The 19908-nt window shown below is 75.8% G+C and carries 17 protein-coding genes and 1 pseudogene; 9 read left to right on the plus strand and 9 right to left on the minus strand.

Translation table 11 applies throughout. The annotated features are described in order from the left end of the window. A pseudogene (locus tag amrb99_RS33320) lies at nucleotides 1-462 on the plus strand (hypothetical protein); the annotation flags it as partial. 66 nt (nucleotides 463-528) lie between these two features. Further along, a complete protein-coding gene (locus amrb99_RS33325) occupies nucleotides 529-1242 on the plus strand; it encodes a hypothetical protein (RefSeq protein ID WP_190863693.1) in 714 nt (237 codons plus the stop codon). A gap of 58 nt (nucleotides 1243-1300) precedes the next feature. Here amrb99_RS33325 and amrb99_RS33330 read toward each other — a convergent pair whose 3' ends face one another. Continuing rightward, the gene (locus amrb99_RS33330; protein ID WP_190863695.1) at nucleotides 1301-2140 is read right to left on the minus strand and encodes an ABC transporter permease; all 840 of its coding nucleotides are present in this window, start codon (nucleotides 2138-2140) and stop codon (nucleotides 1301-1303) included. Beyond that, nucleotides 2137-3144, minus strand: a complete 1008-nt coding sequence (locus amrb99_RS33335; RefSeq protein ID WP_190863697.1) for an ATP-binding cassette domain-containing protein — start codon at nucleotides 3142-3144, stop codon at nucleotides 2137-2139. The genes amrb99_RS33330 and amrb99_RS33335 overlap by 4 nt, the downstream gene beginning before the upstream one ends. 93 nt (nucleotides 3145-3237) lie before the next feature. Here amrb99_RS33335 and amrb99_RS33340 point away from each other — a divergent pair, with 93 nt between their 5' ends. Continuing rightward, nucleotides 3238-4002, plus strand: a complete 765-nt coding sequence (locus amrb99_RS33340; RefSeq protein ID WP_190863699.1) for a TetR/AcrR family transcriptional regulator C-terminal domain-containing protein — start codon at nucleotides 3238-3240, stop codon at nucleotides 4000-4002. Between the two features lie 42 nt (nucleotides 4003-4044). On the opposite strand, the gene hrpB is transcribed toward amrb99_RS33340, so the two are convergent. Beyond that, on the minus strand, nucleotides 4045-6573 hold the full coding sequence (gene hrpB / locus amrb99_RS33345) for an ATP-dependent helicase HrpB (protein WP_190863701.1): 2529 nt from the start codon (nucleotides 6571-6573) through the stop codon (nucleotides 4045-4047). Nucleotides 6574-6883: 310 nt separating this feature from the next. Between hrpB and amrb99_RS33350 the strand changes: the two genes are divergently transcribed. Then, nucleotides 6884-7822 carry an NERD domain-containing protein gene (locus tag amrb99_RS33350; protein ID WP_190863704.1) on the plus strand — a complete coding sequence of 313 codons (939 nt, stop codon included), beginning with the start codon at nucleotides 6884-6886 and terminating at the stop codon, nucleotides 7820-7822. 132 nt (nucleotides 7823-7954) lie between these two features. Here the strand turns inward: amrb99_RS33350 and amrb99_RS33355 are convergent, their stop codons facing one another. After that, a complete protein-coding gene (locus amrb99_RS33355) occupies nucleotides 7955-8329 on the minus strand; it encodes a hypothetical protein (protein ID WP_190863821.1) in 375 nt (124 codons plus the stop codon). An 88-nt stretch (nucleotides 8330-8417) separates the two neighbouring features. Next, a complete protein-coding gene (locus amrb99_RS33360; RefSeq protein ID WP_190863706.1) occupies nucleotides 8418-8780 on the minus strand; it encodes a hypothetical protein in 363 nt (120 codons plus the stop codon). A gap of 62 nt (nucleotides 8781-8842) precedes the next feature. Between amrb99_RS33360 and amrb99_RS33365 the strand changes: the two genes are divergently transcribed. Continuing rightward, nucleotides 8843-9574: a histidine phosphatase family protein gene (locus amrb99_RS33365; RefSeq protein WP_190863708.1), complete on the plus strand. Its 732-nt coding sequence runs from the start codon at nucleotides 8843-8845 to the stop codon at nucleotides 9572-9574. On the opposite strand, the gene amrb99_RS33370 is transcribed toward amrb99_RS33365, so the two are convergent. After that, nucleotides 9571-10998 (minus strand): helix-turn-helix domain-containing protein, encoded by a 1428-nt coding sequence (locus amrb99_RS33370; RefSeq protein WP_190863710.1) that lies wholly within the window; start codon nucleotides 10996-10998, stop codon nucleotides 9571-9573. The genes amrb99_RS33365 and amrb99_RS33370 overlap by 4 nt on opposite strands. A gap of 603 nt (nucleotides 10999-11601) precedes the next feature. On the opposite strand from amrb99_RS33370, the gene amrb99_RS33375 reads away from it, so the two are divergent. The 3 genes from amrb99_RS33375 (at nucleotide 11602) to amrb99_RS33385 (ending at nucleotide 14652) form a co-directional block, all read left to right on the plus strand. Further along, nucleotides 11602-12237 (plus strand): hypothetical protein, encoded by a 636-nt coding sequence (locus tag amrb99_RS33375; protein WP_190863712.1) that lies wholly within the window; start codon nucleotides 11602-11604, stop codon nucleotides 12235-12237. A 46-nt stretch (nucleotides 12238-12283) separates the two neighbouring features. After that, complete coding sequence (locus amrb99_RS33380; RefSeq protein WP_190863714.1) at nucleotides 12284-13333, plus strand: beta-eliminating lyase-related protein; 1050 nt, start codon at nucleotides 12284-12286, stop codon at nucleotides 13331-13333. A 125-nt stretch (nucleotides 13334-13458) separates the two neighbouring features. Beyond that, nucleotides 13459-14652 (plus strand): lipid-transfer protein, encoded by a 1194-nt coding sequence (locus tag amrb99_RS33385; RefSeq protein ID WP_190863716.1) that lies wholly within the window; start codon nucleotides 13459-13461, stop codon nucleotides 14650-14652. 63 nt (nucleotides 14653-14715) lie between these two features. Here amrb99_RS33385 and amrb99_RS33390 read toward each other — a convergent pair whose 3' ends face one another. Together amrb99_RS33390 and amrb99_RS33395 are read right to left on the minus strand one after the other, a co-directional pair. Continuing rightward, on the minus strand, nucleotides 14716-16362 hold the full coding sequence (locus amrb99_RS33390; RefSeq protein WP_190863718.1) for an amidohydrolase: 1647 nt from the start codon (nucleotides 16360-16362) through the stop codon (nucleotides 14716-14718). Between the two features lie 86 nt (nucleotides 16363-16448). Next, nucleotides 16449-17957 (minus strand): APC family permease, encoded by a 1509-nt coding sequence (locus tag amrb99_RS33395; RefSeq protein WP_190863720.1) that lies wholly within the window; start codon nucleotides 17955-17957, stop codon nucleotides 16449-16451. A 227-nt stretch (nucleotides 17958-18184) separates the two neighbouring features. Here amrb99_RS33395 and amrb99_RS33400 point away from each other — a divergent pair, with 227 nt between their 5' ends. Beyond that, a complete protein-coding gene (locus amrb99_RS33400; protein ID WP_190863723.1) occupies nucleotides 18185-18919 on the plus strand; it encodes a TetR/AcrR family transcriptional regulator in 735 nt (244 codons plus the stop codon). Here amrb99_RS33400 and amrb99_RS33405 read toward each other — a convergent pair. Then, on the minus strand, nucleotides 18894-19898 hold the full coding sequence (locus amrb99_RS33405) for an MCE family protein (protein ID WP_190863725.1): 1005 nt from the start codon (nucleotides 19896-19898) through the stop codon (nucleotides 18894-18896). The two genes, amrb99_RS33400 and amrb99_RS33405, sit on opposite strands and share 26 nt — an antisense overlap. Between the last annotated feature and the right edge of the window lie 10 nt (nucleotides 19899-19908).

Genomic DNA, 19908 nt, shown 5'->3' on the forward strand with positions numbered 1-19908 from the left:
CTGGTGGGCGCCGCCGCCGGGCTCGTCCTGCTGGCCGGCGCGCTCGGCACCGGGTACACCGTCGGCGCCGACCGGTCCCCCACTCCCGCGCGCGCGTCGGGGGCGGCCGACGGCGCCGCCGCGCTGCTGCGCGACGGGCACCGCACGGCCGCCTCCGACGCGGGGACGGGGGCGTCCGGGACCGTCGCGACGCAGGGGACCCCGTGGGGCAGCCGGGTCGCGCTGCAGCTCAGCAAGGTCCGCGGGCCGCTGGAGTGCGAGCTCGTCGCGGTGGACGGCGCGGGCCGCGCCCACACCGTCGCCGGCTGGTCCGTCCCCGCCAAGGGGTACGGCCTGCCCGGCTCGCCGCAGCCGCGGCTGACCGTGCAGGGCGGCGCCGCGGTCAAGCCCGCCGACATCAGGCGCTTCGAGGTCCGCACGATCGGCCCCGGCGGGCGGACGCTGCTCACCGTCCCCGCCTGACCCCGGCCCGCCCGGCCTGGGGCGGCGTGACGGGGACCACGGAGGCGCGTCCCCTAGGCTGGTCGGATGAGCAGGACCCGACCGTCCCCCGGCCCGCGGCTGATGCTTCCCGGCCTCCGCGAGGTCTACGCGGCGTTCGTCCGGGAGGCGGACGCGCTGCCCGCGCTGCCCGGCGCACTGCAGGCCGAGGTGTGGACGTCCGCGCAGCTCGGGACGCTGGAGGCCGCCGCCCCGCACGAGGCGGGCCGGCGCGCCGCGCTCGGCGACCTGATCATGTCGCTGCGGGCCGCGGCGACGCCCGGCGCCCGGACGTTCCTGCGCGCGCTCGCCGCGATCGGCCCGTCCGTCGGGCGCACCGCCGCGGGCAAGGCGGCGGACGCGCTGCGCGATCTCCCGGCGCCGCCGTGGGAGGGCTCGCTCGGCCGCGTCGTCCCCGGGCAGGCGTGGCTGATCCAGGAGGGCCCGCTGGACGGCGACCGGCTGGTGTGCGAGTTCCGCTACGAGGACGCGGGCACGGCGGGCATGCACGCGCTGGCGGTCCGGCTGTCCTACGGCGACTCCCCCACCGAGGTCGTGATCGTCGGTGACGTCCCGGCGCTGATGACGGCGGCGCGGCAGGCGATGCAGGCCGAGTTGTGCGTCGTCCAGCCCTACGACGCGGCGGCCGTGGGCGAGCGGCTCCGCACCGCGCTGAACGACGCGGAACCGCTGCCCGAGGCGTGCTACCCCGCCCTGGCCCTGGCCCGGCACCGCGCCGAACTGCTCGGCCGCGCCCGCTAAAGCGCGCTGGAGGCAGCGCGTTGGAGGCGGCGCGCCCAAGGCAGGGAGCCGGGGGGCGCTAGCGGCCGAGCGCGCGGTGGCGGCGGACGGCCAGCGGGAAGAACACCGCCGTGATCGCCAGCGGCCACGCGACCGCGAGCAGCGCGCTGTGCCCGGCCGCCCACGAGCCGCTCGCCAGCGCGTCCCGCGACGGGTCGCCGAACAGGTCGCGGCACGCGGTGACGGTCGCCGACATCGGGTTCCACTCGGCGACCGCGCCGAGCCAGGCCGGCATGGTGCTCGGCGCGACGAGCGCGCTGGACAGGAACCCGACCGGCCACACCAGGATCTGGATCATCATGACCGACTCGGGGCCCTTGGCGACCAGGCCGAGGTAGATCCCGACCCAGACCAGCGCGAACCGCAGGAGCAGCAGCAGGCCGAGGCCCGCGAGCGCCGCGCCGGCCCCGCCGTGCACGCGCCAGCCGATCAGCACGCCGCACACCGCCATGACCGCGAGCACGAGGAGCGCGTCGACCAGGTCGGCGGCGCCGCGCCCGACGACGACGGCCGACGGCGCCATCGGCATGGCCCGGAACCGGTCGGAGACGCCCCGGGCGGCGTCGACGGCGATCGCGGTGAAGGTGCTCTCGACGCCGAACACCATCGTCATGGCGAACATGCCGGGGACGATGAACGCCCGGTAGTCCCCGCCGGGGACGTCCATCTGGCCGCCGAACAGGTAGCCCATCATCAGCACGACCATCACCGGGAACAGCAGGCTCATCGCGAGCTGCTCGGGGCGCTTCGCCCAGTGCGCGAGGGCACGCAGGGTGAGCGTCCAGCCGTCGGCGGCCGCCCAGCGCAGCCGCCCGAGTGGGGTGCGCGGGACCTGCGGGACGTACGTGGGCGCGGTCACGCGGAGACCTCCTCGTCGTCGTGCGCCGGCTCGTCGCGGGCCGGCCCTTCGGATCCTGCGGCGGGGCCGCCGGTGAGGTGCAGGAACACCTCGTCCAGGGTGGGGCGGCGCACGCCGATGTCGGCGACCCGCACGCCCGCCTCGTCCAGCGCGCGGACGGCGCCGGTGAGCGCGGCGACCGGGTCGGTGACGGGCGCGCCGACCGCCAGGGCGCCGGCGTCCACCTCCGGTTCGGCGCCGGACACCCGGCCGGCGATCGCGGCGGCGGCGCCGAGCGCGCCGGGGTCCTCGACGACGATCCGCAGCCGGTCGCCGCCGAGCCGGGACTTCAGCCGGTCCGGCGCGCCCTCGGCGATCACCCGGCCGCGGTCGATCACCGACACGGCGTCGGCGAGCCGGTCGGCCTCCTCCAGGTACTGCGTGGTGAGGACGACGGTGGTGCCGCCGCCCGCGAGCGCGCGGACCGCGTCCCACACCTCGATGCGGCTGCGCGGGTCGAGGCCGGTGGTGGGCTCGTCGAGGAACAGCACGGCGGGCGCGAGGATCATCCCGGCGGCGAGGTCGAGGCGCCGCCGCATGCCGCCGGAGTACGTCCCGGCGGGGCGGTCGGCGGCGTCGGCGAGCCGGAACCGCTCCAGCAGCTCGTCCGCCCGCCGCCGCGCCCCGCGGACGCCGAGGTGGTGGAGGCGGCCGAACATGACGAGGTTCTGCCGGCCGGTGAGCACCTCGTCGACGGCGGCGTGCTGCCCGACGAGGCCGATCCGGGTCCGGACCAGCTCGGGGGCCCGGACGACGTCGTGCCCGGCGACGGCGGCGCGGCCCCCGTCCGGGCGGGCGAGCGTGGTGAGGACGCGCACGCAGGTGGTCTTGCCCGCGCCGTTGGGGCCGAGCAGGCCGTGCACGGTGCCGGCGGGCACCCGCAGGTCCAGCCCGTCCAGGGCGGCGGTCCCGCCGTAGGTCTTGCGCAGTCCGGCCGCGTCGACCGCGGCCCGTGGCTCTGTCATGGGTCTCCCGAAACTCCGTACGCAATACGGATTAACCATCGCGGAGACTATAACGTACGTCGTACAGAGTTTCATCCCTGGGAGGATGCGGGCGTGACGACCGAGTACAGCGGGGGCGGTGACCCGCGGCGCAGCCTGGAGCTCCTGTGGGGCGTGCCCGACCGGCCCAAGCGCGGCCCCAAGCCCAAGCTCAGCGCCGAGCGCATCGTCCGCACCGCGATCGCCCTGGCCGACGCCGAGGGGCTGGACGCGCTGTCCATGCGCCGCATCGCCGACGAGCTCGGCGTCGCGCCGATGTCGATCTACACCTACGTCCCCGGGAAGGCCGAGCTGATCGACGTCATGCTCGACCGCGCCATGGCCGAGCTCACCCCCGCCGACGGCGTGCCGGGCGGCTGGCGGGCCAGGCTCGAGCACATCGCCCGCGACAACTGGGACCTCTACCACCGCCACCCCTGGCTGCTGCACGTCGCCGCCGTCCGCCCGCCCATGGGCCCCGCCGTGTTCGCCAAGTACGAGGCCGAGCTGCGCGCCGTCGACGGCATCGGCCTCACCGACCTGGAGATGGACTCCGTCGTCGCGCTCGTCACCGGCTTCGCCGAGAGCTCGGCGCGCGTCTCGGTCAACGCCGCCGAGGCCGAGCGGCGCAGCGGCATGACCGACGCCCAGTGGTGGGAGGCCCTCGCGCCGCTGCTGGAGGAGATCGACACCGGCGGCCAGGACTATCCGCTCAGCTCCCGCGTCGGCACCGCCGCCGGCATGGAGCACAACGCCGCCGTCGCCCCCGCGCACGCCTTCGAGTTCGGCCTCGCGCGCATCCTCGACGGCATCGAGGTCCTCGTCGCCTCCCGCGCCTGACACCGGCGGCGCAGCCGGGGTCCCCGGCGGCGGGCGCGGGGGTCAGCGGCGGGGGTTGGTACGGCGGGTCGGCGCCGCCGTGGTGGGGTCTTCGGGCCAGGGGTGCTTCGGGTAGCGGCCGCGCAGCTCCGCCCGGACGGCCTTGTAGCCCTCGCGCCAGAACGTCGCGAGGTCCGCGGTGACGGCCGCCGGCCGGCCCGCCGGCGACAGCAGGTGCACCACCAGCGGCACCCGCCCGCCCGCGAGCCGGGGCGCCGCGTCCCAGCCGAACAGCTCCTGCAGCTTGACCGCCAGCACCGGGCGCTCGCCGCCGTAGTCCACCCGGATCCGCGACCCCGACGGCACCTCGATCCGCTCCGGCGCGTACTCGTCCAGCCGCGACGCCGCCTCCCACGGCAGCAGCCCCCGCAGCATCGCCGCCACGTCGACCCGCCGCAGGTCCGACCGCCGCCGCGCGCCCGCCAGCCACTCGGGCGCGCGGTCCAGCAGCGCCGCGTCGCCGACCGCCGGCCACGGGTCGCCGAGCGCGCCGTGCAGGAACGCCAGCCGCTCCCGCAGCGCGACGGCCGCCGGCGTCCAGTCCAGCAGCCCGAGGCCCTCGGCCCGCACGCCGTCCAGCAGCGCCGCCCGCACCAGCTCCGGGTCGGGGTCGCGCAGCGGCCGCGCGTCCAGCTCGATCGCGCCGAGCCGCTCGACCCGCCGCGCCACCACGTCCCCGTCCCGCCAGGCCACCTCGTCCGCCGTCTCCAGCAGGGGCGCGGCCGCGGCCCGGGCCACGTCCTCGTCGATCACGACGGCCTGCCGCACCCGCGCCGACGCCGACCCGGCCGGGCGGTCGGCCGCCGCCACCGCCAGCCACCGCGCCCGCGCGCCGGCCAGCGCCGACCCGTCCGCGAGCACCGCCCCCGTCCCGGACGCCATCAGGTAGCCGCCGCCGCCCGGCCGCGCCCGCGCCACCCGCTCCGGGAACGCCAGCGCCACCACGCTCCCCGCCACCAGGTCGTCGCCGCCGCGCGCGGGCTCGCCGGGCCGGTCCGCCGCCGCGGGCAGGGACCTGGCGAGGCGGCGGGTCTCGTCGCGCCAGCGGGCGGCGTGGCCGTCGGCGGGACGGGACTGGCGGCGCAGCCCGCGCCAGGCCGCGGTGAGGTCGTCGCCGGCCGCGCGGGGCGGCGGCTCGGACAGCAGCGCGACGATCTGGGCCGCGTCGCGCGCGCCGACCTCGCGGGCGCCGTCGAGCAGGGCGCGGGCCAGCCGGGGGTGCAGGCCGACGCTCGCCAGCAGCCGCCCGCGCGGGGTGACCCGCCCGTCGCGGACGGCGCCGAGGGCGTGCAGGACGTCGCGGGCGGCGTCCATCGCCGCGGCGGGCGGCGGATCGGGCAGGGCGAGGCCGCTCGCGTCCGGGTCGCCCCAGCACGCGACCTGGAGCGCGAAGCCGGCGAGGTCGGCCAGCTCGATCTCCGGGCGGGGGCGGGCGGGCAGCCGGTCGTGCTCGGCTCGCGTCCAGCACCGGTAGACGGTGCCGGGCGCCTCGCGCCCGGCGCGGCCCGCGCGCTGCTCGGCGGTGGCGCGGGACGCGCGGACGGTGGTGAGCGCGCCGAGCCCGCGGGCGTGGTCGGTGCGCGGCTCGCGGGCCAGGCCCGCGTCCACGACGATCCGCACCCCGGGGACGGTGAGGCTGGACTCGGCGACGGACGTGGCGAGGACGACGCGGCGCCCCGTGCCGGGCGCGAGGACGGCGTCCTGCACCGCCTGCGGCGCCTGCCCGTGCACCTGCAGCACCTCGGCGGGGACGCCGGCGAGCTGCCCGGCGACGCGGCCGATCTCCCCCACGCCGGGCAGGAAGCACAGCAGGTCGCCGTCGTGTTCGGCGAGCGCGCGCCGGACGGTCGCGGCGACGTGCGCGAGGAGCGCGGGGTCGACGCGCATGCCGTGCGGCGGCGGGACGGGGCGCGGCGGCGGCGCCCACACGACGTCGACGGGGTGCAGCGCGGCCTCGGTCTCCACCACCGGCACGGGGCCGTCGCCGCCGCCGAGGAGCCGGGCCCACGGCCCGGTGTCGGCGGTCGCGGACGCGGCGACCAGGCGCAGGTCGGGGCGGAGGGCCGCGCGGACGTCCAGCAGGAACGCCAGCGCGGTGTCGGCGTCGAGGTGCCGCTCGTGGCACTCGTCGAGGATCACCGTGCCGACGCCGTCGAGGCCGGGATCGTCCTGCAGGCGCTGGAGCAGCACGCCCGTGGTGACGACGTCGACGCGGGAGCCGGGCCTGGACTCTCCCCGGACGATCACGCCGACGCTGCCGCCGACGCGCTCGCCGAGCAGCCAGGCCATGCGGCGGGCCGCGGCGCGGGCGGCGAGCCGGCGCGGTTCCAGCACGAGGACCTTGCCCGCCGGCCCCGGGGCCGCCCCGTGGCCGGCGGCGAGGGCGAGGCCGGCCAGCGCGAGCGGGACGAGGGTGGTCTTGCCGGTGCCGGGCGGCGCGGCGAGGACGGCGGCGCCGCGGGCGGCGAGCGCGGCGCGCAGCCCGGGGACGGCATGGCGGACCGGCAGGGCCTCGGCGGCGCTGATGTGCATCCGTCCAGTGTGGCGGCAGACGACCGTACCGGTGGCCGCGGGTGATCGTCCATGTGAGAAATGCCACCGCCCCGAAAGGCCCTCTGCGGGTTACGGTGATAGTTGCATCGCGCATTTCATAAACCACGCAGAACGCTCTAAAGTTCTGCCCGGGAATCGCCCCGGCAACCTCCGCAAACTACCAGGTAAGCAATGCTCCGGACCCGGAAGTTGCTTTACCGTTTGGTTTCCCTCACCTCGCCACGTGTGGCGGCAATCGGCCGCCTTTCGCCATAATGAGGCCGTCGTCGCTGGTGCTGGAGGTTCGGTGATGCTCGGCGAGTCCATCTATATCCGCGGCCGTGAGGCGTTCACCGGCGGATCGCCCCAGGCGGTTTACGAGGAGCTCTGGCAGCGCGGCCGAAAAGGCCGGTTGCGGACCCGCGCAATTCTGGCGCTCGCGGCGCTGCTGTTGTGCGGGCTGCTGGTGAACGCTGTTTTCGGAGTCGTGGCGGCCGTCCTGCTTGCGTCCGCCGACGCGCTGGTGCACTGGCGGCTGTACAACGCCTCCCGGGTGTGGCGGCGCGGGCGGCGCGGCGTCGAGCGGATGGACCGGACGCTGCGCCTCACGCTGGAGCGGCGCGGCCACCGGGTGCTGCACGGCCGGGTCGTGCCCGGGCACGAGACCGCGGACGAGCTGGTCGTCGGGCCGGGCGGGGTGTGGCTGGTGCACAACGAGGCGTGGGCGCCGGACGCGGAGATCTCCCATCACGGCGGCCGCCTGTTCATCGACGGCCGCACCCAGTCCAAGCTGGTGGGCGGGCTGACCGCGCGGGCCGCGGAGGCGGGGCGGCTGATCTCCGGCAGGTACGGCGCCCCGGTGACGGTGACGCCCGTCCTGGCCGTCCACGGCGGCAAGCTGGTCCGGTCGCCGTTCACCGCCGACGGGATCGTGTTCGCGCCGCCGCTGCGGCTGGTGCGCTGGATGCGCCGCAACCCGGTCGCCGAGCACTCCGCGGAGGAGGTCGAGGCGATCGCGCGGGCCGCGGTCCACGGCCTGCCGATCGGCGGCCGCATCATGACCGACGCTCCCCCGCCGCCGTCGCGGGTCGCCGCGAAACCGGCGGCCGACAGCCCCGTGACCGCCGAGCCCGCGAAGGCGGGCCCGGTGACGGCCGAGCCCGCCGGCCCGTCCCCGGCGGACGCCGCTCCCGCGGAGGTCGCCGCGGGTGACGCCGGTGGCGGCGACGCGGTCACCACGGCGGCCTGACCCGCCCCGCCGACGACGGGACGAGGACCGATGATCGTGTTGGAGACGAACGAGCTCCGCGCGCCCCCCGGGACCGGCGCGGGACCGGCGGGCGCGCGGTTCCAGACCGTCCGGCCGGGGCGGCCCGGGGGATCAGCCGCCGGCGCGGGCGCGGCGGGCGGTGCGGCGCAGCCACAGCAGCCCCACCACCGGCAGGACCAGCGGGACGAACCCGTACCCTTCGCCGTACCCGGACCAGACCGTGGCGTCCGGGAACGCCGCGCGGTCGACGAGGCTGAGGGTGCCGATCGCCAGGACGCCGGCCAGCTCCACCGAGCAGGCCGTGACGGCGACCCGGAACGACGTCCGGCCGCCGCGGGCCAGCGCGACCGTCGCCAGAACGTAGACGGCCGCGGCGAACGCCGACAGGGAGTAGGCCAGCGGCGCGTCGGAGAACTTGGTGCCGATCTGCACGCCCGCGCGCGCGCCGGCCGCGAGCGCGAAGATCGCGTAGACGGCGACGAGCAGCCGGCCGGGGCCGCTGCCGGTGCCGGTGCGGACCCGCTCGCCGTCGGGACGGGCGGCGGCCGGTTCGCCGGTGACGCCGGTGTCGGGCTCAGGCACTGCCGCTCCACAGCTGGTTCATTCGGACGATCATGACGGCGACGGCGACGCCCGCGACCACCAGCACCGCGGAGCCCCACCGGGTCCGCTCCAGCAGCCCCCACACGGCGCCCGCGACCGGGATCACCAGGACGGCCAGCAGGTAGCCGATGAACGTGGCGGGGTGCTTCGGCCCCTCGTCCCCCGACAGCTTGACGAACCCGACGGCGGCCTGCGCGATCAGCAGCACCTCCAGCACCCCGAGCCCGATCAGGTCGGGAAGCCCCATCGCCCGCCCGCGCAGCGCCGTCACCAGCGCGTACACGGCGATGAGGAGCGCCACCACGATGATCGCGGCGGCCAGGGCGGTCGTCACGCCCTAGAGAGTACTACCGGCTGTAGAGCACGCGGTCCGCGCATGGCTCCGGCCATGGCAGCATGGCGACCGTGAATTCGCTGCAGTGGCTCAACCTGACCCGGCACGGTGAGAGCACCGGCAACCTCGCCTACCAGGCGGTGGAGGGCACGGACGCGGAGGAGACGGGGATCCCCGAGCGCGACGCGGACGTCCCGCTGTCGGAGCGGGGCCGGGCACAGGCGGCGGCGCTGGGCCGCTGGCTCGCCGCGCTCCCCGAGGACGAGCGGCCGACGCTCGTCGCGGTGTCCCCGTACCTGCGGACCCTGGACACCGCGCGCCTCGCGCTCGCCGAGACGTCCTACGCCCGCCCGCAGGACCCGGGCGGCCTGCGGATGACGGTGGACGAGCGGATCCGCGACCGCGAGCAGGGCATCCTGCAGGGCCTCACCTGGATCGGGGTGCAGCGCCGGTACCCGGACGAGGCCGACCGGCTGAAGCGGCTCGGCAAGTTCTACTACCGGCCGCCCGGCGGCGAGTCCTGGGCGGACCTGGCGCTGCGGCTGCGCAGCTTCTACCGCGACCTGGAGGCCGAGGCCCCCGGCGGCCGGGCGCTGGTGGTGACCCATGACGCGATCGTGGTGATGACCCGCTACCTGGTCGAGGACCTCACCGAGCAGCAGGTGCTCGAAGTGGAGAAGGAGCCGGTCGCGAACGCGTCGGTGACGCGGTGGCGGCACGACGACGGCGGCGGGCTGCGCGCCGTCTGCTACAACGAGTGCGGGCACCTGGTCAACGCGGGCGTCGGCTCCTAGTCGTCGAGCAGGCGGGCGCGGCGCGTGGCGACGGCCGCCAGCCGCGGGTCGTCCTGCGGCAGGACCTCTCTGAGCCGCTCCAGCGCCTCCAGGTCCCCGCGGCCCTGCTCGGTCTGGGCGTAGGTCCACAGCGCGTCGGCGCCGCCCCGGTCCAGCGCGGACCGGCGGATCCGCACCGCCAGCTCGTCGCGCTCGGCGCGCACGGCGGGCGCGTCCGAGCGGGGCAGCAGCTCGCCGTCGTACAGCCGGACGGCCCCGGCGACGTCGCCCTCGTCCAGCAGCCGCCGGACGGTGAGGAAGTCGGCGTCGATCGCGCAGTCCAGCCGGTACGGCTTGGCGCGGACGATGCCGCCGAGCTGCGCCCGCAGCCGGTGGATCTCGGCGCGGACCGTCACCGGGCTGCCGTCGTCGCCGTACAGGTGCCAGGACAGCCGGTCGCCGCTGAGGCCCTCGGGGTGCAGCGCGAGCAGCGCGAGGATCTCGGCGTGCCGCAGCGTCAGCGGCAGGTGGACGCCGTCGAGCCGCGCGGACGGCTGGTCGGTGCCGAGCAGCGCGAGGGTGAGCAGCGGCCGCCGGTCCGGGACGGGCCGGTCCGCGGCGGGGCCGGGCGCGCCGCCTGCCCCGGCACCGGTCGCCGGCCGCAGCAGGTACACCTCGCCGAGCGGCTCGGCGAACGCGACGCGGCCGTCGGGCAGGGTGACGGCGCCGCCCTCGGACGGCACGGCCAGGCGCAGGCCCCGCCAGTCCTCGCGGCGGGCGGCGAGGATCCGCCCGGACGCGGTGACCAGCACCCCGGCGCCGCGCAGCTGACCGAGGAACCGCTCGCGCAGCCGCTCGTCGCGCCGCCGCATGTCGACCTCCAGCCGCGCCTCGGCGAGCCGCGCGGCGGCGGCGACCAGCGCGACCGTCGCCGGGTGCAGCGCCTCGACGGTGGCGCTGACGTCGATACAGCCGATGATCCGGCCGGTGTCGGGGTCGGTGATCGGGGCGCCGGCGCAGGACCAGCGGTGCAGGACCTGCGCGACGTGCTCGGTGGCGTAGACGTACTCGGCGCGGCCGGTGGCGAGGGCGGTGCCGATGCCGTTGGTGCCGACGGCCGCCTCCGACCAGCAGAACCCCTCCATCAGCCCGATCCGCTCGGCCTCCCGGCGGACGGCGGGCGGGCCCTGCGTCCACAGCGCGCGCCCCGCCTCGTCGGTGATCACCATCAGGTGCTCGGTCTCGTCGGCGACGTTGCGCAGCAGGTCGCGCAGCAGCGGCAGGTGCGGGTCGAGCGGGTGGACGCCGCGGGCGTCGACGACGGTGTCGCGGTCGAACACCAGCGGCGCCGCCGCGATCTCGGCGGCCACCCCGGCGGCGCGCGAGCGCCGCCACGACTCGGCGATCGGCGGGCGCGCGGCGACCACCTGGTTCTGCACCACCATCAGCGCCTTTCCCCTGCGGAGACAACGTCGACGGGTTTGAGGATCGGCCCATCGGGCGGGCCGTGCAACCGGTTCGACGGAACCCGAACGGGCCGGTTACGGCACCGTGTGTGATCGGTCGGTCGCAACGTGCATGCAACGTGGGGGCGCCTAACGTTCCGTCCGCTGGGAGCCGAGGGCCATCCTGTGGGCCCCGCCGCCCCGAGCGCGTCCGGGGGGAATGCGCACGGGGCGGCGGGCCGGGCCCGTGCGCGCCGCTCCCGCGCATGAGGGGGGAATGGAGATCTATGCTCTGCCTGACGTGTCACCGGGTGCGCCCGGCGCTCGACCGGACGGACTACACCGCCGACCGTGCCCTGCTCATCGTCCGCCGCGGCCTGTGCGCGTGCGGCACCCCGCCGGCGCGCCCGGGACGCAGACGGCGGTCGGGCGGCGCGCCCGCCGAGGCGCCCGTGAGCGCGTCCGGGACCGCGCCGGGGGCCACGACCGTTCAAACCCCGGGAACCGGTCCGAAACCGGCGAACAACACCGGAAGTACACCTCCCGTTTCCCAGCGGTTCGCCTAGAGTTTAGAGAAACACTCGACAGCCCCTGGGGGGAGCCATGACCGTGATCCCGGGTCTCGTCCGCCGCGCCGCCACCGAGGCGGAGCACCGGCTGCGCGCCGGTGCCGGTCTGCTCGTCAGACTCGGCCGGGACCTGGAACGGTCGGCGGAACTGGAACGGTTCCTGCCCGCGCACGGGGAACGGGTGCGCCGCCTGGAGGATACCGTCCGGGAGCAGGACGCGGCGCTGCGCACCCGCGAGGAGGAGGTGCGCGGGCTGCGCGCCGAGCTGGACTCGCTGGTCGCGCAGCTGAACGACCGGCTGCTGCCGCGCATCGACGAGCGCATGGACGACACCGAGCGCGACCTGGCCGCGGTCGCCACCAGCCTGATCCGCACCGGCCGCGACACCGCCGGGCACGGCACCCGGATCGAGGCGGCCGAGCGGCGGATCGGCGACCTGCGCGCCAAGCTCTCGCAGCTGGAGCAGCGCGCGGGCCTGTGGCGGGACCTCCAGGCGACCATGGCGCGGCTCGGCGAGGACGTGGACGCGCTGCGCGCCCGGACGGCGCTGCGCGCGGCCGAGCCACCCGCCGCCGAACCGGCGGTCGCGCCCGTCGCCCCGGTCGCCCCGGTCGTCACCGACCGCGTCGCCGACCGGGTCGTCGAACGGGTCACCGACCGGCCCGCCTGACCCGGGGGCCGGTGCCCGCGCCCGCGGCCTTCGGGACAATGGGGACATGACCTTCGCCATTCCCGATCCCAAGCGCGGCTTCGCCAGCGACAACCAGGCCAGCGTCCACCCCGACATCCTCGCCGCGCTGGCGGCGGTGAACGACGGGCATCAGCCCGCCTACGGCGACGACGCCGTGACCGCGCGGCTGCGCGAGGTCGTGCGGGGGCACTTCGGCGCCGCGGCGGAGGTGTTCCTGGTGTTCAACGGGACGGGCGCGAACGTGGTGTCGCTGCAGGCGATGTCGAAGCCGTGGAGCGCGGTGGTGTGCCCGGAGTCGGCGCACATCAACACCGACGAGTGCGGCGCGTCCGAGAAGATCGCCGGACTGAAGCTGATCACGGTGCCGGCGCCGGACGGGAAGCTGACGCCCGAACTGGTCGAGCGGTACGCGGCGGGGTTCGGCAACATCCAGCGCCGCCAGCCGTCCGCGGTGTCGATCACGCAGAGCACCGAGCTCGGCACCGTCTACACGCCCGAGGAGGTCGCGGCGGTCGCCGCCGCGGCGCACGAGCGGGGCCTCGGCGTGCACATGGACGGCGCCCGGATCGCCAACGCGGCCGCCGCGCTCGGGGTGCCGATGCGGGCGTTCACCACCGACGCGGGCGTGGACGTGCTGTCGTTCGGCGGCACCAAGAACGGGCTGCTGCTGGGCGAGGCGATCATCGTGCTGAACCCCGACGCCGTCGAGGGGCTGGCGTTCCTGCGCAAGTCGAGCATGCAGCTGGCGTCGAAGATGCGGTACGTGTCGGCGCAGCTCGTCGCGCTGCTGGACGGCGACCTGTGGCTGCGCAACGCCGCGCACGCCAACGCGATGGCGCGGCGGCTGGCGGACGCGGCGGGCGCGCTGCCCGGCGTGCGGATCACCCAGGACGTGCAGGCGAACACGGTGTTCGCGATCGTGCCGAAGGACGCGGCGGAGCGGCTGCGCAAGCGGTTCGCGTTCTACACCTGGGACGAGCGGACGGGCGAGGTCCGCTGGGTGTGCTCGTTCGACACCACCGAGGACGACGTGGACGCCTTCGCGGCCGCGCTCGCGGAGGAGCTGGACGGCTGACCCGCGGGGCGTCCCGGCGGCCGGGCCGGGACGTCCCGATCATCGGGAGGCAAGCGAACGCTTCGTAGGTCCGGCGGGTTATCGTGGCCCCGAACTGGATTCGGTATCAGGAGGGCGAGCCCGAGATGACCAACCGCACCTTCGTCGTGGGCGTGGGCATGACCAAGTTCGAGAAGCCGGGCTCCCGCGACTGGGACTACCCCGACATGGCCAAGGAGGCCGTCGGCAACGCGCTGCAGGACGCCGGCCTCCCCTACGACAAGATCGAGATGGCGTACGCCGGCTCGATGTACGGGTCGATGGGGCAGCGCGCCCTCTACGAGACCGGCATGACCGGCATCCCGGTGATGACCGTCATGAACGCCTGCGCCACCGGGTCCAGCGCGCTGTTCCTGGCCCGCCAGGCCGTCCGCGGCGGGCTCGCCGACTGCGCGCTCGCGCTCGGCATGGAGAAGATGAAGAAGGGCTCGCTCGGCGCGGGCGTCGGCGAGTCCAAGGTCACCATCATCGACCACCACCTGCGGTCGATGACCGCGGGCCGCGAGTGGGAGCTGGACAAGGCGCCGATGCCGCAGATGTTCGGCAACGCCGGCCGCGAGCACATGGAGAAGTACGGCTCCACCCCCGAGCACTACGCGTGGATCGGCTGGAAGAACCACAAGCACTCGGTGAACAACCCGTACGCGCAGTTCCAGACCGAGTACTCGCTCGACGACGTCAGGAACGCCACGATGATCTTCGATCCGCTGACCAAGCTGCAGTGCTCCCCGACCTCCGACGGCGCCGCCGCCGCGGTCGTGGTCAGCGAGCGGTTCGTCGACGAGCACGACCTGTGGGACCAGGCCGTCGAGATCGCCGGCCACCACATCGCCACCGACACCCCCGAGAGCTTCAACGACCACTCCTCCATCCAGGTCGTCGGGTTCGGCGTCTCGCAGCGCGCCGCGAGGAAGGCGATGGACGAGGCGCAGGTGTCGATCGAGGACGTCGACGTCATCGAGCTGCACGACTGCTTCAGCGCCAACGAGCTGATCACCTACGAGGCGCTCGGCATGGCCGGTGTCGGCGAGGGCCACAAGCTGGTCGACGACCAGGCCACCACCTACGGCGGCAAGTGGGTCGTCAACCCGTCCGGCGGCCTGATCTCCAAGGGCCACCCGCTGGGCGCGACGGGCCTCGCCCAGTGCGCGGAGCTGACCTGGCAGCTGCGCGGCAAGGCCGGCAATCGGCAGGTCGAGGGCGCCCGCGTCGCCCTGCAGCACAACATCGGCCTCGGCAGCGCCTGCGCCGTCGCCGTCTACAAGCCCGCGTCCGCCTGACCCGGCACGCCACCGCGAGGCCCCGGCGCGACGACCGCGCCGGGGCCTCCCGCGTCGCCGGGGTCAGGCGTCCGGGGCGGTGTGGACCCGGGCGCCGTCGACGTAGGTGAGGTGGACGCGGGTCTCGGCGATGGCCGCAGGGGGGCCGGCGAACGGGTCGCGGTCCAGGACGACGAGGTCGGCGCGGTTGCCGGGACGCAGCGAGCCGGTGTCGTCGAGATGGTTCACGTAAGCGGAGCCGGCGGTGTAGGCGGCGAGGGCGGTGGCCAGGTCGAGGGCCTGCTCGGGCAGGAACGGCTCATCGCCGCCGCCGGGCAGGACCCGGTTGACCGCGACGTGGATCCCCTCGATCGGATCGGCGCTGCTGACCGGCCAGTCGCTGCCGGCCGCGAGCGTCGCCCCGGCGCGCAGCAGGTCGCCGAACGGGTACTGCCAGGCGGCGCGCTCGGAGCCGAGGAACGGGATGGTCAGCTCGTCCATCTGCGGTTCGTGCGCGGCCCACAGCGGCTGCATGTTGGCGGTCGCGCCGAGCGCGCGGAACCGCCCGACGTCGCCCGGGTGGACGACCTGGAGGTGCGCCAGGTGCGGCCGGGTGTCGCGCCACCCGTTGGCGACGCGGGCGGCCTCGACCGCGTCGAGCGCCTCGCGGACGGCGCGGTCGCCGAGCGAGTGGAAGTGGACCTGGAAGCCGTGGGCGTCCAGGGCGGTGACGTACCCGCGCAGCGCGTCGGGGTCGACGAAGCTGAGGCCGCTGTTGGCGGTGGCGCAGCCGCAGGCGTCGAGGTACGGGGCGGTCATGGCGGCGGTGAAGTTCTCCGCGACCCCGTCCTGCATGATCTTCACGCTGGTACAGCGCAGCCGGCCGCGGGTGAGCCGCTCCCGCTTGTCCAGCAGGTCGGGGATCTGCTCCTCGCCGCGGGCGCGCGACCACCACAGCGCGCCGACGACCGTGGCGGTCAGCGACCCGTCGGCGGCGGCCGCCGCGTAGGCGTCGGACACGTCGGGGTAGCCGTCCGAGCCGCACACCAGGGCGTCCTGCCAGGCGGTGATGCCGAGGCCGTGCAGCATCTCCTGGGCGCGCAGCAGCCCGGCGACCCGGTCCTCGCGGGTGCGGGCGGGCAGCAGGCGGCCGACGAGGATCATCGCGCCCTCCTGCAGCATGCCGGTGGGGCGGCCCGCGCCGTCGCGCTCGATGCGCCCGTCGGACGGGTCGGGAGTGTCGGCGGTGATCCCGGCGAGCTCCAGCGCCCTGCTGTTCGCCCAGGCGCCGTGGTGGTCGCGGTTGACCAGGTAGACGGGCCGGTCGGGGACGGCCGCGTCGAGCGCCTCGCGGGTGGGGGTGCCGCCCGCGAAGCTCTCCATCGACCAGCCGCCCCCGGTGATCCACTCCCGGCCGGGGTGGGCGTCGGCGTAGGCGCGGACGCGCCGCAGGTACTCCGCCGGGTCGACGGTGCCGGTCAGGTCGCACTCGCCGAGCTCGATGCCGCCCATGACGGCGTGGACGTGCGCGTCCTGGAAGCCGGGCAGCAACGGCCGGCCGCGCAGGTCCACGACCTCGGTGCCGGGGCCGGCGAGGTCGTGGACCTCGTCGTGGCCGACGGCGGTGATCCGCCCGCCGGTGACGGCGAGCGCGGTCGCCCGGCTGCGCGCCGGGTCCATGGTCAGCATGGGGCCGCCGGTGAACAGCAGGTCGGCGGTCTGGCGGGTCATGAAGGCGGTCTCCCTCGAACGGGCGGGAACGGCGGGACGGGACGTCCCGCGTTCGTCTGCGGGACGGCGGGGCACGGTTCGGCGGGTCACGGTTCGGCGGTGCGGGCGGCGGGTCCGGGCAGCAGGTCGGGGGCGTCGGCGTCGGTGCCGCGCCCTCCGTTGAAGTACGGGGACCGGCGTCCCCACTTGGCCCAGCCCGCCGCGACGAGTCCCGAGCCGATCATCAGCGCGGGCATCGACAGCTCGAACCAGCCGTTGTCGGCGCGCAGCTCGAAGTGGTCGGTGGAGGTGGCGAAGTCCACGCACAGCAGCGTGCCCAGGACGAACAGGGTGAGCGCTCCCGCGACGGGCAGCACCACCGCCCGCACCCCCTCCCGGAAGGACGTGCGCAGCAGCCCCCGGAACCGGACCGCGGCGGCCAGCGCCGTCAGCCCGTAGTACAGCGCGACCACGATGCCGATCGCGTTGACGGCGGCCTCGATGAGCGTGCTGACCTTCGGGATGACCAGCGCGAACCCGGCGACCAGCGCGGCGATGGCGCCGATCAGCACGGTCCCGGCGGCGGGCGTGCCGTAGCGGGGGTGCACCCGCGTCCACACCCGCCCGAGCGTCCGGTCGCGGCCCATCGCGAACATGCCCCGGACGGTCGGGATGACGCCGGCCTGCAGCGACGCCACGGCGGAGAAGGTCAGCGCGACCAGCGGCAGGACGGCCAGCGGCTGCCGCGCGAGCTGCGCGCCGAAGTAGGTGAGGCCCTGCGCGCCGTGGTCGGCCATCTGGTCCGCCGACAGCACCCGCTGGAAGGAGACCGAGCCGAGCAGGAACAGCGCGAGCATGGTGAACAGCGAGATGAGCCCGGCGCGGGACGCGTCGCGGTGGTCGCGGACCTCCTCGCTGACGCTGAACACCGCGTCGAACCCCCAGTAGGTGAAGACCGACAGCACCATCCCCTGCGCGAGCGCGTGCAGGGACGGGAAGCCGAACGGGTTGAACCATTCCAGGCTGAACGGGTGGTCGCCGACGACCAGGCCGTACCCGCAGAAGCCGAGCAGCACCAGGTACTCGAAGACCAGCAGCCAGCGCTGGAACCGCGCGGCGAGGTTCACCCCGGCGACGGCCGTCAGGGTCACGGCCACGAGCACGACCATCCCGAGGAGGGTGGCCTGGAGGTTGGAGTCCGGGTCGAGCGCCAGCCCGCCGAGGCGGTGCACGTGGGCCTCGCCCGCGAGCAGGATCAGCGCCGAGCCGGTGACCGTGGTGGTGTAGGCGAGGAAGACGATCGTGCCGACGATGTTGACCCAGCCGACGAGGAAGCCGAGCCACGGGCTCAGCACGCGCCCGACCCACACGTAGGCGTTGCCGGCGTTCGGCTCCACCCGGTTGAGCCGGGCGAACGCGCCGCCGATGCACAGCACCGGCAGGAAGGCCAGCAGCGCCAGGATCGGCCCGTGCAGCCCGACGACGCCGACGATGACGCCGGTGCCGATGCCGATGCTGGTGGTCGCGGCCGTGCTGGACGCGGCGATGACGACGCCGTCGAGGACGCCCAGCGACCGTTTCAGGGACGCGCCGGGCGGGGCGGGGGTGGGGTGCATGGGCTGCCCGATCCGTGAGGGCGGGGGCACGGGCCCCGCGGGACGACGGTGGCGATGGCGACGGGTGGCGATGGCGACGGGTGGCGAGCGGGCGACGATGGTGCGCGCCGGCCGGTTCGCCCTGGTAGGCGGCCGGTGGATCCATATGAAATAGCCCGCGCGCTTTTGTGGTCAATGGTGTTGTCATAAGGTGTCGCCCGTCCCGACCCCGCCCCCAGGAGCTCCCCATGGACCGCACTCCCCCGCAGCCCGACCGCGTCATCGCCCGCAAGCGCCGCCGCCGTCCCACCAGGTCGGGCGTGGTGCTGTCGCACGAGCTGATCGTCGACACCGCGATCCGGCTGCTCGGCCAGGGCGGCGACGGCGCCCTCACCGTCCGGCGGCTCGGCACCGCGCTCGGCGCCGACCCCTCCTCGATCTACCGGTACTTCCGCGACACCGACGACCTCGTGCTCGCCGTCGCGGACGAGCTGATCGGCCGCACCCTCGCCGGCACCCGCACCGGCGGCGGCTGGCGCGACCGGTTGCGCAGCATCGGCGAGCACCTGCACGCCACCTACGTGGCGCACCCGCAGGTCGCGCTGCTCGCCGCGTCCCGCGTCACCCGCCGGCCCAACGAGATCCGCGCCGTCGAGGCGGGCCTCGGCGTCTTCCGCGAGGCCGGGTTCCCGCCGGCGCTCGCGGCCCGCCACTACCACCAGTTCGTCGACCTCACGCTCGGGTTCGCGGCGCTGGACGCGGCGGCGAACGCGCTGCCCGCCGAGGCCGCCGCCGCCGACCGCGCGGCGTGGACGGCCACCTACGCCCGGCTGGACCCGGACGCCCACCCGCACATCAGCGCCTGCGCGGGCCCGCTGGCCGCGACCATGGTCACCAGCGCCTACCCCGGCGCGCTCGCCCTGTTCCTCGACGGCCTGGAGGCGCGCCTCGCCGCGGTCACGGCGCCTGGCACAGGTCGATGAACGTCGTGCACAGGTCGAGGTCGAAGGTGTCCACTCCCCTGCCGAGCAGGGTGCCCTCCGGTCCCGGGACGCGGATCAGCCCGCCGAGGCCCCGGAACAGCTCGTTCAGCACGTCCATCAGCACCGGCAGCCGCCGGTTCTGCCAGGCCAGGACCTGCACGGCGTTCGCCGTCCCGTCGACCAGGCGGCCCATGTCCGCGCCGTGGTCGCGGAGCGTGCCGCCCACCCGGTCCGACAGCTCCCCGGCGGCGTCCAGCAACCGCGACACCTTGTCGGGGCGCTCGTAGACCACGGGCGCGAGCCGGTCGAGGTCGCCGGCCGCGCCGGTGACCGCGCCGCCGCGGTCGGCGAGCGTCCCCGACAGCCCCGCGACGTCGCCGATCAGCCGCCGGATCTCCGGCTCGCGCGCGTGGACGGCGTCGGCGAGCGCGGCCCCGTCGACGATCGTCCGGTGCAGCGCGGGCCCCTCGCCGCCCAGGCCGGACGCCAGCGTCCGCATGACCGTCGCGACGTCGGACGGGTCGATCGCGGCGGTGAGGCCGTACGCGCGGTCGGTGATCCCGGAGAGTTCCACCGGGTCGGACGTGCGGGCGATCCGCGCGCCGTCGCGCAGCGCGGGCCCGGTGCCGAGGTCGAGGGTCAGGTCCTTCGGCCCGAAGACCGACACGGGCTCGATCGCCGCCCGCGTGGTCGCGGGGACGGCGACGCCCGCCTCCACCCGCAGCCCGACGGCGACCCGGCCGTCCCGCCGCAGCCGGACGGACTCGACGCGCCCGACCGCGATTCCCCGGACCTTTACGTCCGACCTGCCGGGGTCCAGGCCCTCGCCGGCAGGCGAGAACACCGCGGTGAACCGGTGCGCCCGTCCCGGCGAGGGGGCTCCGGCCACCACCATCGCCGCCGCCGCGACCGCCAGCGCCGCGAACCCGGCCGCCGCGTACAGCAGCCGGTTGCGCGCGGACAGGTGCTCATCGCCCATGGCGAGGTCC

The organism is Actinomadura sp. RB99 (assembly GCF_014706005.1).
GTDB lineage: Bacteria > Actinomycetota > Actinomycetes > Streptosporangiales > Streptosporangiaceae > Spirillospora.

Bases quoted from the DNA above. Each gene is read 5' to 3' on its own strand.
- amrb99_RS33325 (WP_190863693.1), top strand. From the start codon at position 529: ATGAGCAGGACCCGACCGTCCCCCGGCCCGCGGCTGATGCTTCCCGGC.
- amrb99_RS33335 (WP_190863697.1), bottom strand. From the start codon at position 3,144: ATGACAGAGCCACGGGCCGCGGTCGACGCGGCCGGACTGCGCAAGACC.
- hrpB (WP_190863701.1), bottom strand. From the start codon at position 6,573: ATGCACATCAGCGCCGCCGAGGCCCTGCCGGTCCGCCATGCCGTCCCC.
- amrb99_RS33350 (WP_190863704.1), top strand. From the start codon at position 6,884: ATGCTCGGCGAGTCCATCTATATCCGCGGCCGTGAGGCGTTCACCGGC.
- amrb99_RS33365 (WP_190863708.1), top strand. From the start codon at position 8,843: ATGGCGACCGTGAATTCGCTGCAGTGGCTCAACCTGACCCGGCACGGT.
- amrb99_RS33370 (WP_190863710.1), bottom strand. From the start codon at position 10,998: ATGGTGGTGCAGAACCAGGTGGTCGCCGCGCGCCCGCCGATCGCCGAG.
- amrb99_RS33375 (WP_190863712.1), top strand. From the start codon at position 11,602: ATGACCGTGATCCCGGGTCTCGTCCGCCGCGCCGCCACCGAGGCGGAG.
- amrb99_RS33380 (WP_190863714.1), top strand. From the start codon at position 12,284: ATGACCTTCGCCATTCCCGATCCCAAGCGCGGCTTCGCCAGCGACAAC.
- amrb99_RS33385 (WP_190863716.1), top strand. From the start codon at position 13,459: ATGACCAACCGCACCTTCGTCGTGGGCGTGGGCATGACCAAGTTCGAG.
- amrb99_RS33390 (WP_190863718.1), bottom strand. From the start codon at position 16,362: ATGACCCGCCAGACCGCCGACCTGCTGTTCACCGGCGGCCCCATGCTG.
- amrb99_RS33395 (WP_190863720.1), bottom strand. From the start codon at position 17,957: ATGCACCCCACCCCCGCCCCGCCCGGCGCGTCCCTGAAACGGTCGCTG.
- amrb99_RS33400 (WP_190863723.1), top strand. From the start codon at position 18,185: ATGGACCGCACTCCCCCGCAGCCCGACCGCGTCATCGCCCGCAAGCGC.
- amrb99_RS33405 (WP_190863725.1), bottom strand. From the start codon at position 19,898: ATGGGCGATGAGCACCTGTCCGCGCGCAACCGGCTGCTGTACGCGGCG.